The sequence below is a fragment of the Saonia sp. genome, from assembly GCF_056326165.1.
In genome coordinates, this window is record NZ_JBWFBN010000003.1 from 88871 (window position 1) to 101095 (window position 12225).

11 protein-coding genes are annotated in these 12225 nt (G+C 36.7%); 7 read left to right on the forward strand and 4 right to left on the reverse strand.

What is annotated here, in order from left to right; all coding sequences use genetic code 11:
• Positions 1 to 2 precede the first annotated feature (2 nt).
• From AC000W_RS04380 to AC000W_RS04410, 7 genes are all read left to right on the forward strand, one after another.
• Positions 3 to 554 (forward strand): type 1 periplasmic binding fold superfamily protein, encoded by a 552-nt coding sequence (locus AC000W_RS04380; protein WP_474746385.1) that lies wholly within the window; start codon positions 3 to 5, stop codon positions 552 to 554.
• Between the two features lie 504 nt (positions 555 to 1058).
• Entirely contained in the window at positions 1059 to 1754 is a 696-nt protein-coding gene (locus AC000W_RS04385; protein WP_474746387.1) for an ABC transporter ATP-binding protein, read from the forward strand.
• Position 1755: 1 nt separating this feature from the next.
• Positions 1756 to 4248: a TonB-dependent siderophore receptor gene (locus tag AC000W_RS04390; protein WP_474746388.1), complete on the forward strand. Its 2493-nt coding sequence runs from the start codon at positions 1756 to 1758 to the stop codon at positions 4246 to 4248.
• A 5-nt stretch (positions 4249 to 4253) separates the two neighbouring features.
• Complete coding sequence (locus AC000W_RS04395) at positions 4254 to 5705, forward strand: ABC transporter permease (protein ID WP_474746390.1); 1452 nt, start codon at positions 4254 to 4256, stop codon at positions 5703 to 5705.
• A 2-nt stretch (positions 5706 to 5707) separates the two neighbouring features.
• Positions 5708 to 7048: a DUF3526 domain-containing protein gene (locus AC000W_RS04400; protein WP_474746391.1), complete on the forward strand. Its 1341-nt coding sequence runs from the start codon at positions 5708 to 5710 to the stop codon at positions 7046 to 7048.
• Positions 7049 to 7101: 53 nt separating this feature from the next.
• A complete protein-coding gene (locus AC000W_RS04405; RefSeq protein WP_474746393.1) occupies positions 7102 to 9297 on the forward strand; it encodes a DUF5916 domain-containing protein in 2196 nt (731 codons plus the stop codon).
• A 12-nt stretch (positions 9298 to 9309) separates the two neighbouring features.
• On the forward strand, positions 9310 to 9711 hold the full coding sequence (locus AC000W_RS04410; protein ID WP_474746394.1) for a MerC domain-containing protein: 402 nt from the start codon (positions 9310 to 9312) through the stop codon (positions 9709 to 9711).
• Between the two features lie 9 nt (positions 9712 to 9720).
• Here the strand turns inward: AC000W_RS04410 and AC000W_RS04415 are convergent, their stop codons facing one another.
• The 4 genes from AC000W_RS04415 to AC000W_RS04430 all read right to left on the reverse strand — a co-directional run bounded on the left by AC000W_RS04415 (position 9721) and on the right by AC000W_RS04430 (position 12218).
• Entirely contained in the window at positions 9721 to 10020 is a 300-nt protein-coding gene (locus AC000W_RS04415; protein ID WP_474746396.1) for a DUF6787 family protein, read from the reverse strand.
• Between the two features lie 29 nt (positions 10021 to 10049).
• Positions 10050 to 10496, reverse strand: a complete 447-nt coding sequence (locus AC000W_RS04420) for a DUF6146 family protein (protein WP_474746398.1) — start codon at positions 10494 to 10496, stop codon at positions 10050 to 10052.
• Positions 10497 to 10561: 65 nt separating this feature from the next.
• Positions 10562 to 11194, reverse strand: coding sequence for a DUF937 domain-containing protein (locus AC000W_RS04425; protein ID WP_474746400.1), 633 nt, complete (start codon positions 11192 to 11194; stop codon positions 10562 to 10564).
• A 73-nt stretch (positions 11195 to 11267) separates the two neighbouring features.
• Complete coding sequence (locus AC000W_RS04430) at positions 11268 to 12218, reverse strand: D-2-hydroxyacid dehydrogenase (RefSeq protein ID WP_474746402.1); 951 nt, start codon at positions 12216 to 12218, stop codon at positions 11268 to 11270.
• Positions 12219 to 12225: the final 7 nt, after the last annotated feature.

Consider the following 12225-nt stretch of genomic DNA (forward strand, 5'->3'; position numbering starts at 1 on the left):
TTATGAAAACAATCAAAATCTTATCATTAATAGCCTTTACAGTATTATTTGTTGCGTGTTCCAGCGATGACAATGCGCCAGAAGAAATCCATGAAGAAGAAGTTATTACAACCATAACTATAAGTTTGATGCCAGATGGTGGTGGTACAACCGTTACTTTACAATCTCAAGATTTAGACGGTGATGGGCCAAATGCGCCTAATGTCACTGTTTCTGGAAATTTGTCAGCTAGCACCTCCTATTCTGGATCTATAATGTTGTTAAACGAAACAGAAACTCCGGCCGAAAACATTACAGAGGAAGTAGAGGAAGAAGATGACGAACATCAGTTTTTTTATGTTACTTCTGGAAGCATTGCCAGTGTAACATATGACGATCAAGATGGTGATGGAAATCCTGTTGGGTTGGAATTCACACTGACAACAGGAGATGCTGGAAGTGCAGTTTTGACCGCCACGTTACGTCATGAACCAAAGAAGCCCAATGATGGTACTTTGGCTGATGCCGGTGGAGAAACTGACATCACTCAGACATTTAACCTTACCGTAGAGTAAGAAGGATAAAAAAGTTTATAATGGGGGCAGAAACCCTGCCCCTAAATTTTCATGAAAAAAGAACGTAGAAATATATTTGTAAGTTTTGTGTTGGCAACCTTTTGGTTGTTCCAATTCTCTTTTCATGCCTACCATGTTTTTACGGAGCATACAGACTCTAAAGCTTCTATTTTTGAGACACTTCCAATAATTAAAAAAATAGATGATGGTTCAACACAGTGCTATATATGCGCCTTTCTTAACAATCATTACCCAATATACTTTCAAGCAATTGCTGTATTAACTCTTGCTTGTTTTATATTTCTTTTACAAATACAATATTTTGAAAGCAACCCCTTAATTTTTTCACTCGGAAAAGTACTTCTACGGGGACCTCCTTCTTTCAGATAAACCATTTCTATTAACAAGTCTTTCCCAGAAGGGAAACGATGAACATATTCCTATCCTTTAGTATAGAACTAATATGGATAGTATTATCTATTTAAACTTATAATAATTCCTTATATGATTATTGCAAACGACCTTACTAAAAAGTATGGTGATAAAATAGCACTTGATAATTTAAACCTATCGATTGAATCTGGAGAGATATTTTGCTTGCTGGGGCAAAATGGCGCAGGAAAAACTACCACCATAAATTTATTTCTTGGACTTATAGAAGCCACAAGTGGTAAAGCTCTTATAAATGATATTGAAGTAAAGCACAACACTTCAGAAACCACAAAACACATAGCCTATATTCCAGAAGTTGTGCAACTCTATGGAAACTTGACAGGTGTTGAAAACCTGGATTTCTTTAGCAAAATAGCTGGGTTCAAATATTCTAAAAATGAACTGGTTTCCTTTTTGGATAAGGCAGGGCTGCAACAAGATGCACATTTAAGTAAACTAGGTTCCTATTCTAAGGGTATGCGTCAAAAAGTGGGTATAGCCATTGCCTTGGCCAAAGATGCAGACATCATTTTTATGGACGAGCCAATCTCTGGCCTTGATCCCAAGGCAACCGTGGAGTTTACGGCAATCTGCAAAGAATTGGCCAAAGAAGGAAAATCAATCTTCATGGCTACCCATGATATTTTTAATGCAGTGAACGTAGGTACCACAATCGGAATAATGAAAGAAGGAAAATTGGTCTATACCTCTAAAACAAACAAAATAGACGCGAACGAATTACAAGATTTATACTTAAAAACAATATAAAATGAAGCCCAACAAACTAACATATACAATATTTCTTTTTATACTTTGTGCATTTTCTTATGCACAACAAAGCATCACGGGAAAAGTTGTTGATCAAAATGGCAGCCCAATTTTCGGGGCAACAGCATCCTTATCAAATAACAGTACAACCATTGGGGTGTTGACCAATAAAAATGGTGTGTTTAATCTCAATGCCGAAAACGGGAGCTATACTTTGGAAGTCCGTTTTTTAGGGTATGAAACGTACACAACTTCGATTGATATTAGCTCTGCCCAAGATTTAGGAACAATTACTTTAACCGAGTCAGCCCAAGAGTTACAGGCTGTTGAAGTGATAGGTCGTGCCAGACAAGATTACAATAGTGATTATTCCTTTTCAGCTACCAAAGTGGCCATAAATAATAAAGAATTGCCACAAGCAGTAGCTACAGTAACCAAAGAACTTATTGCTGACCGACAAGCATTCCAGCTACCGGATGCGGTAAAAACAGTAAGTAATGTTTCGATCACAGGCTTGTACAACCATTATAATATCCGCGGTATTACACAAGCAGATGATGGGCAAATGCTTAATGGTATGCGTACACGTCAGTACTACTTTTTACAACCTATAACGTCTCATCTTGAGCGTGTAGAGGTTATCAAAGGACCTTCGTCAGTAACATTTTCCAGTGCGGATCCAGGTGGAACCGTAAATATGGTAACTAAAAAACCATTAACTGAAAAGCGGAGTGAAGTCTCAATCGCTGCAGGTAGTTTTGGAACCTTAAGAACAACAGCGGATTTTACAGGTCCTTTAAACAATTCCAAAACATTGTTGTACCGTTTTAACATAGCATTTCAAGAAGCAGATTCTTTTAGGGATGTGGTAAATAACAATGCCATTTTAGTTACACCATCTTTAAGTTATATTCCTAACGAGAACACATCGCTCAATGTAGAAATGATCTATAACGATGCTAAAGGTAATTTAGATAGGGGTCAGCCAATTTTTGGTGCAATTAATGGTGAATTTGATTTAAATAGCACCCCAATCTCAATGAATGTCGGTGCATCAAACGACCATTACAAAAACAAGGAGCTTATTTTCATGGCCAACTTTAATAAAAAATTTGCTGAAAATTTTGGTTTCAATGCGCAGTTCATGAAACAAACCTGGGACGAGGATTTAGCCGAACATAGGGTTGATGGTACAGCGGTTGATATTGATGGTAACGTGATTCCTACACTTGTAAGAATGAGATATGACAAAAGACAACAGTTTTGGGAAACGGATAATTTTAGCACCTATTTTACCTATGATATCAAAAATGATAACATTTCGAATAAAATATTGGTTGGATATGATGCAACACGTTGGGAAAGGAAAATTGGAGCTGGATTCCTACGTGCCAGAAGGTATTTAACAGTAAGTGGCGGTCAGTCTAATTTTGACTCAAGTAATCCAGATAATTTTCAACAGATGGTTGTAGATGGTATAACGATGCCAGTACCTGCCGTTCCCCATTTTGATTTAGAAAATCCTTTTAATGGCGCTAGAAATACAAATGCCTATAACCTTTCTGAATTATCAATTCCTGCAAATTTAAACACTTCAAGTGGTATCTATATTCAAAACCAATTTAAGGTTGGAAAATTTTCAGCTTTAGTAAATCTACGGTATGAATCGTTTACTGATATTTTTGATTATAAAGGTAATGAGCAAGAATTTAAGACCGATGCTTTTGTACCTAGATTGGGTTTAACCTATGAAGTCACCAATGACATTAGTGCATATGCCACCTATTTAAAAGGATTTCAACCCCATACAAATACGGTTTCATTATCACCAACTGCCGAAGGCTTCTTTTGGTCTGCTTCACCAAGCAGGTTTGACCCATTGGAAAGTAGTCTGATAGAAGTAGGAGCTAAAGGAGAATTTTTAAATGGGAAAATATTCGCCAATCTCGCAATTTTTGATATCAGCCAAAAAAATATCTTGCTTGGTGATACGTATGATTTAGATAACTTAACAACCAGAGGGGAACAGAGAAGTAGGGGTTTTGAAACAGACATTTCTGGTTATGTATCACCCAACTTACAATTAACCGCTTCATATGGTTATACAGATGCTACCATTGAAGAAGATGCCATTGAAAATTTTATTGGGGAACGCATTGGAGGTGCTCCAAAACATAATGCAAACCTGTGGGGGCGTTACGATTTTAATCCCAACAGTGCATTAAAGGGAATAGGCTTTGGTTTGGGTGTCCAATATGTAGATGAAAGATATACATGGTATAACCCTACCTACAGCATCAATAGGGTATTGTTGCCATCATACACTGTGTTTGATGCCGCTGTTTATTACAAGCCAAATAATACAGGTATTCAATTGACACTTAAAGTCAATAATTTATTTGATGAAACCTATTGGTTGGGAGGCCTTAATCCTTCTAGATTAGGTCCTGGAGCACCAAGAAATGTACTGCTGAATGCAACCTATAAATTTTAAGCAAAATGGAGTTCAGCAACATTGTTTTGTTTGCCAAAAACTTTTGGCGCAACACGTTTAAATTGGTCATTGTATATGTCATGTTTGCAATTTTTGTTCTGCTAACGGTCTTTGCAGCTGTTAGTGGGATCCAAAATTACAAGCAGCAAAATAGCATTCGAACAGAACATCAACAAAAGGCCCGTGAAAGCTGGGAGGCCAATCCTGACAAGCATCCGCACAGAATGGCACATTTTGGAACTTTTGCTTTTCGGTTAAAACATCCCTTGAGCATGTTTGATTATGGCATTGAAAGCTTTACTGGAAATGCGGTTTTTTTGGAAGCCCACAGACAGAACAGTGTTAATTTTTCGGATGCAAGTTTTTCTACGGGCACATTGCGTTTTGGGGAATTGAGTATGGCCATGATATTACAGACTGTGTTGCCGTTGATTATATTCTTTCTTGGCTTTTCCACAATAGTTTCTGAACGCGAAAATGGTTCATTAAAAATATTGGTTACACAGGGAGCATCTTGGAAGAGCATATTATTAGGCAACTCACTGGGTTTATTTGGAGTGGGATTGTTGTTCTTTTTACCGGTACTGTTGATTACAGGGGGCTTTCTTTTACTAGATAACAGCGTTTCAGAAGGTTCGTATTCGTGGCCACGTTTTGGTGTTATGATGTTTTCTTATGTTGTCTTTATGGCCATTCTATCCATGTTGACCATTATGGTTTCGGCAAGTAGTAAAACCTCTAAAAATGCACTGCTAAAGTTATTGGGAATTTGGTTGGTTATGGTAGTATTATTGCCCAAAACCTCTCAAGCTTTTGGTAACTATTTTTTTAGCACACCCTCAAAATTAGAGTTTCAGGCTGCTATTGAAAAAGACATAACAAAAGTGGCAGATAGCCATAACCCTGATGATCCTTATTATGAAAAATTGCGCGACTCTGTACTTACTTTTCACAATGTGGAAAAAGTAGAGAATTTACCCTTTAATTATAGTGGTTTTATAATGGGTGTTGGTGAAAAAACCAGTTCTAAAACCTACAATAAGCACTACGATGATTTAGTAAGTACCTATCAACAGCAAAATAATTTGGGTAGGTTTACTTCTTTGATAAACCCGTTCATCGCTATAAAGAACCTCTCAATGGCTTTGTCGGGTACAGATTATGATGGTTATGTTGATTTTCAAAAAAAGGCCGAAAAATACCGATACGATTTAGCCCAAGAAATGAACGAGCTGCAAATGGAATATATAAGCCCAAATAGGGTAAGTGGTTCTGAAGGCAGCGTTCATGTTGTAGGTCATGAGCATTGGGAAGAATTTCCAGATTTTTCATATGAATTCTCTCCCATAAGCAAGTCATTGTCAAGAGAGGCTTTGGCCATAGCATCCTTACTGGCCTGGCTGCTTCTATCCATATTGGCCATTAGTTATTTAACAAAAAAAGCAAAAGCAATTTAGTTATGTTTCAACTTTTAATGACCCAATTTTTAAGATCGCGCACCGTTGTTTTAAGCTTTGTGCTTATCATAACATTAGGCCTTGTAAGTATTCTTGTTGGCAAACAATTTTTGGACAGACAAGAAAAAGCCATTAATGAAATTACTACTTACCAAGAAAACCATATTAAAAAGAATATTGAATTTCATGGTGAAGACCTAGGTTTGTTACTATACTATTTAAAATTCTCTTTTATAAACAAGCCATCCAATTTGGCAGGATTGTCCATTGGACAAAGCGATGTAAACCCTAATGTACAGTCCACAAAAATTTTAAACCTAGAAGGACAAAAGTATGATACGGATTTAGTCAACCCGGTCAACCTCCAATCCGGGAATCTGGATTTGGGCTTTGTCATTATTTATTTATTTCCGCTCTTGACCATTGCAATTTTGTTCAATCTGCTATCGGAAGAGACAGAATCTGGCACATGGCGACTGGTTGCCGTACAGACCAAATCCAAATTAAAGTTCTTATTGGGAAAACTTTCTGTCAGGACCATATTTATGTATGCAGCCTTATTTTTGTTGTTGTTGCTGGCAAAAGTGATATTAAAGATTCCCTTTGATGAAAACTTTATGACCATTATTGGGTTGAGTACCTTGTATCTAACCTTTTGGATAGCACTTTGTTTTTTAGTGATAGGTTTTAAAAAGAAATCAGGATTCAACATTCTGTTATTGTTATCAATTTGGTTGGTACTTGTTGTGTTGTTGCCCTCTACAATCAATAGTTATATTGCCAACAGGTATCCTGTACCCGAGGCATTGAGCACCATGATCAAACAACGGGATGGTTATCATACAAAATGGGATACTGATAAGACAACAACCCTTAAAAGTTTTTATGGACACTACCCACAATTTGAACACTACGGTTATCCCAACGAAGGGTTTACATGGCTATGGTATTATGCCATGCAGCAAATGGGTGATGATGATGCTAGGGAAGATAGTAAGCAATTCAAGGATAAGATACTGAGCCGTGAGCTAACGAGCCAAAAAATTGCCCAGTTTATTCCCAATATGTATACCCAACTCGCATTCAATAAAATTGCGGGGACCAGTCTGGGAAATCATATAGATTTTATGGATGAGACCACCAATTTTCATGAAAGGTTACGCTTGCATTTCTACCCTAAAATATTTGATGAAAAAACAGCGAAGGATGTTGATTGGTCACAGTTTAAACCAAAATATTTTACAGGAAAAAACAATATGAGTTTAGGTAAAATGTTAATCCCTCTTTTAATCATCATTACCGTTATTTTCTTATTGTCCATCTTAAAATTAAGAAGGTTGTGATTTTTACTTATAATACCATATTTAATAGGAAGCTAGCAGTTACAAAAAAAGGTATGGGGGTACTGGTATTATTTCTAGTGTTGAACTCTTTCGTATATGCGCAAGAAGAAAATTTTCCACCTCCCGAAGAACCTGCAAAAGTAACGGTTCACCAAGCTAGTGGATCAATTAAAGTTGATGGTTCCTTAAACGAAACAGATTGGGTCAATGCACAAGTACTAGATGATTTTTTCAGAAGAGAACCGAGACAAGGTGGTGACATCAAATACAAAACAGAGGTTCGTTTTCTTTATGATGATAAAAACCTTTACATAGGAGCTTTTTGTAAAGATTCTGCTGGCGTAAAAGGAATTCGAATTCAAGACCTACGTAGGGATTTTTCTTGGGGAGAGAACGATATTTTCGGAATTGCCCTAGACCCACAAAACTTAAAGCAGTATGCCCAAGGATTTCAAACTACCCCTTATGGCAATCAGAGAGATTTTCAGAATTTTAATGGTAACAATTTTGATACCGGTTGGAATACCCTATGGCGGGTTAGAACCCAAAGAAAAGAAAATGGGTATATCGTTGAAATGGCCATTCCGTTTAAGTCCTTACGCTACAATTTACCAGAAGAAGGTTCAGCTATAGAATTAGGAATTACCCTTGTTCGTTATGCCAGAAGAGACATAGAGGTAAGTACCTTTCCGGCTATTCCACAATCATTTACCCCTTACCGTATGACATATGCTGCAAAGCTTACAGGCATCAACGCACCGCCTCCTTCGACCAACATTAGAATCGAACCTTATGCGCTTTATCAATATGATGAAAACAAACAAGGTAATGGTTTGATCAGTAATTCAAGCGACCCTAAAACTGGTTTTGATGCGAAATGGGCACTAAATCCAAAGACGGTACTTGATTTAACAGTGAACACTGATTTTGCCCAAGTCGATGTAGACCGAGCCGTAAACAACTTAGAACGTTTTAATATATTCTTCCCTGAAAGAAGACAGTTTTTTTTAGAAAATTCTGGTATTTGGGCTGGCGGGTTACAACAATCCATTCGACCATTTTTTAGTAGAAGAATAGGCCTACAGGGTGAATTTAATGCCATTCCCGCACCTATTGATGTTGGAGCTCGTTTTACACAACGAACGGAAAAAAGCGCACTTGCGGGGCTTCTTGTGCGCCAACGAGGAACTGAAAATTCTACTGTAGCCAACTTTGGAGTCTTTAGGTACCTTAAAAACTATGGAAGAGAAAATAATGTTGGTGTTATGCTAACTCATCGGTTGGATGAAAGCAACAACTCTTTAGGTGTTGGTAAAACAAATAATACCACCATTACAATAGATGGTCAAATAAGACCTACAAGTCAAATTGACATTCAGTATTTACTTTCCACATCAATTGATGAACTTTCAGGTAAAACAGGGTATTCTGGGAGAATCTTTGTAGGTAACGACACAAATAAGTACTACTATGGATGGGTTACCGAGTACACGGATGACAATTACAATCCAAAAATGGGATTTGTTAGGCAGAACAATGCGATTAGGCACAATCCGGGGGGATATTATATTTGGCGTCCGAAAAAGCTGGAATGGATTAGACGCTGGGATCCCGGTGTATTTGTGAATTATAACCACGATGCCGATAGGCCCGATAGGTTTCAACAAGCCAGTTTATACATTTTCCCCATATACACTTGGTTCAAGGACAATAGTTTTTTGGAAATTTCCAACACTCCCACATGGCAGAACATAAATTTTGACTTTGCCCCTTTAGGGTTGGAAATTGAGCAAGACAGATATTTTTATACCCGTCATGTAGTACGCTACTATACCGATCAATCCAAAAAATGGTCAGGAGATTTAAGTTTTGGTTTTGGTAATTTCTACAATGGTACACGCAACGCCATTAATGCCACTGCCCGTTTTGCTCCAATTCCGCATGCGACACTGTCATTAAATTATGAACACAATGATATTAATGGAGTGGGCATTTTGGAAGAAAACTTGGAAACCGATCTTTATTCTGCAAATCTACGATTGGCCCTTAATCCCAGGGTTCAATTATCAACCTTTTACCAATACAACAGTTTTAATGAACAAGGTAGATGGAATGTTCGTTTTAGTTGGGAGTATTCGCCATTGTCATTCATCTATTTGGTGTTCAATGATATAGAAACCAATTCTTTTGACCCAACACAAAGAAACACACAGTTTATCAGTAAGATCACCTTTTTAAAACAGTTTTAACCCATTATGAACATGCTTAAACTAACTTCAAAATCTGATATTATTGGTTCAATTGCCAGTTCCTTATGTCTTATACATTGTTTGGCAACACCATTTATATTTTTGGTGCAGGCACAGTTGGTCCTATCAAAAGAAACTCATCCTTGGTGGTGGGGTTTACTTGATTTGGCTTTTTTGGTCATTTCATTATTTGCCGTCTATTGGTCGGCTAAAACCACCACTAGAAAATGGATGTCATTTGTGCTATGGATATTTTGGTTGATATTAGCCTTTGTGGTCATAAATGAAAAGCTGTCCATTATTCATCTAACAGAAACGCTTATTTATATCCCTACGCTAGGTTTATTTTTTATACACCTTTATAATCGGAACTATTGTCAATGTGCTAATGAGGGTTGTTGCGTAGAAAAGTAAAGTGTTTATTTATAAAAATCTTTTTAAACCCAAACGCATAAGCATTTTCTTTTCAAAATTCCAAAAAAACTGAAATTGCCCAAATAGCCAACCAAAGGCGACCAGTAATATTTGATAGATTGGAAAAATCAATAAAATGCGAACAATCCAATATATCCATGGGTTTGTTGTTCCTTTTTCCAAACCAATGAATTCCGTCAATGGTGAAGCCAATTTTGCCGCAGTTGTACCAGTGATGGCAAAAACAATAAAAATAATTATTATTTGAAAATTTGATTTAATTCCCCAACGTTGCTTTAGCTTCTCCATCAATTAAATTGTGAACACAAATATATCGTTTAAATTCTTGGAATAAAAGGGCCAAGCCTTTGATTGTACTTGCGTTGAAAATATATAAAGTAATTGTATAATTGATAGTTTACCTCATAGCCATAATCAATATTTCTTTCATAATCTATTTGCAGCTCATATAAGTTAGGGCTGTACCTATTGGGCTGTAGAACTCTTCTGTTCCATTCTTGTACATAAAGAATGTTTCTATTCTCCAAAAAAGATTGGGAATAATACCCTTCTGGTCTAGCAATACTTTGTAGCCATGTATAGAAACCGGGGTCTATGATGGTAATTTCATATTCAATTTCTTCATCACCAATAGTTAGGTCATCACCTTCTTCCTTATTGAAAATTGCTTTTTCTTCTTCAGAAATTTGAACAGTTTCTTTTGAGCTTTTGCAACTTATGGATACCCATAAAAACAAAAAGAATATTAACTTGATTATTTTCATAACAAAAAGGTACAAAAAAAGCCATTTGAATACTCAAATGGCTTTCATAAAATATGTTAAGATTATTATTTTCCAAATAATCCACCAAGAAGGCCGCCTAAACCACCTCTCTTTTTTCCTCCTCCAAGTACCATGCCGGCAACATCATCTAATACACTACCATCACCATCTGCATCTATAAGACTTTCTATAAGACTTTGATTTTGTTTTGGCTGCCCTCCTAAAAGACCCCCAAGTAATCCGTTTAAACCATTGGCATCGCTTACATTGTTTTGTGCTTTCTGTTTTCCTAAAAAGCCCATTAAAATTGGTGCTGCTATTTTAAGTATATTGGCAATAGTACCTATATCCATTCCAGATTTTTGGCTCAATGTATTTTCTACTTGTGGCTGTTTACCTCCCAAAATATGACCTAATATTCCGGCACCATCATCGATGACAGATTTGTCTACACCTCCACCAAATAAACCTCCAAGGTTATCTAATATTCCCCCATCATGCTTAGAAGAAAGAGCATTCAACAAACCTTCTGCGCCTTGTGGAGAAGAAACATTTTTTTTCATAGCTCCCATTAAAAGGGGCATAGCCATGCTCAACACATCAGCTGTTTTATTTTCAGGCTGTCCAGTTTGGCCTGCAACACCTTGAATTAATTGTTTGCCCATTGGGCTGTTTAGTAAATCTAATAATCCTGACATTTTATATATAATTAGTTAATGGCTTGTAATGTATCAAAAAAAAATGACTGAAGAGTTCATTTAAAGTAAAATATTACTTTAAAAGTGCTATTATTTGCGTTGCCAATTCTATTCCAATCCTATCCTGTGCTTCTTTGGTGGCAGCACCTATATGTGGAGTTAAAGAAATATGGGGGTGCATAAGAATTTTAATTTCTGGTTGTGGTTCAGATTCAAATACATCCAAAGCGGCAAACGATACTTTGTTGTTATCAAGGGCATCAACCAAAGCAACTTCATCCAATACACCACCACGTGCCGCATTAATAATACCTACACCATCTTTCATAGATTCTAACTCTTTCTTACCAATAATATACTCTTTTTGAGCTGGAACATGCACTGTTATAAAATCTGAATATTTTATAACCTCTTCTTTTGGAGAACTTTCCAATGGAAATGAAACTTGTTGTCCATCAAAAAATGGTACTGTTAAAGTAGCTTCTTCCATATAGGGGTCAAAGTAGATAACTTTCATCCCTACACCTAATGCTATTTTCGCCGTTGCCTGCCCTATACGTCCAAAACCTATTACCCCCAATGTTTTTCCACGTAATTCTGTACCACCAGCATATGCTTTTTTTAGAGCTTTAAATTTGCTATCACCTTCCAAAGGCATGCTTCTATTGGAATCATATAAAAAACGAACACCTCCAAATAAATGGGCAAATACCAGTTCTGCAACAGATTCTGAGGAAGCTGCGGGCGTATTAATTACATGAAGTCCTTTTTGTTTTGCATAATCTACATCAATATTGTCCATGCCAACTCCTCCACGTCCAATAAGCTTTAAAGTAGAGCAGCTATCTATAATATCTTTCCTTACTTGGGTAGCACTACGCACAAGAATGGCATCAATTTTATTTTCATTTATATAATTTACCAATTGCTCTTGAGCCACTTTAGTTGTAATGACTTCAAAACCGCCATTTTCTAATGCTGTTATTCCAGTTTGTGATATTCCGTCGTTTGCAAGTACTTTCATCTATAAA

What these genes read in the sequence shown, in the direction of transcription:
- AC000W_RS04425 (WP_474746400.1), bottom strand. Translation starts at nt 11,194, where the DNA reads ATGTCAGGATTATTAGATTTACTAAACAGCCCAATGGGCAAACAATTA.
- AC000W_RS04410 (WP_474746394.1), top strand. Translation starts at nt 9,310, where the DNA reads ATGCTTAAACTAACTTCAAAATCTGATATTATTGGTTCAATTGCCAGT.
- AC000W_RS04415 (WP_474746396.1), bottom strand. Translation starts at nt 10,020, where the DNA reads ATGGAGAAGCTAAAGCAACGTTGGGGAATTAAATCAAATTTTCAAATA.
- AC000W_RS04385 (WP_474746387.1), top strand. Translation starts at nt 1,059, where the DNA reads ATGATTATTGCAAACGACCTTACTAAAAAGTATGGTGATAAAATAGCA.
- AC000W_RS04405 (WP_474746393.1), top strand. Translation starts at nt 7,102, where the DNA reads ATGGGGGTACTGGTATTATTTCTAGTGTTGAACTCTTTCGTATATGCG.
- AC000W_RS04390 (WP_474746388.1), top strand. Translation starts at nt 1,756, where the DNA reads ATGAAGCCCAACAAACTAACATATACAATATTTCTTTTTATACTTTGT.
- AC000W_RS04380 (WP_474746385.1), top strand. Translation starts at nt 3, where the DNA reads ATGAAAACAATCAAAATCTTATCATTAATAGCCTTTACAGTATTATTT.
- AC000W_RS04400 (WP_474746391.1), top strand. Translation starts at nt 5,708, where the DNA reads ATGTTTCAACTTTTAATGACCCAATTTTTAAGATCGCGCACCGTTGTT.
- AC000W_RS04430 (WP_474746402.1), bottom strand. Translation starts at nt 12,218, where the DNA reads ATGAAAGTACTTGCAAACGACGGAATATCACAAACTGGAATAACAGCA.
- AC000W_RS04395 (WP_474746390.1), top strand. Translation starts at nt 4,254, where the DNA reads ATGGAGTTCAGCAACATTGTTTTGTTTGCCAAAAACTTTTGGCGCAAC.
- AC000W_RS04420 (WP_474746398.1), bottom strand. Translation starts at nt 10,496, where the DNA reads ATGAAAATAATCAAGTTAATATTCTTTTTGTTTTTATGGGTATCCATA.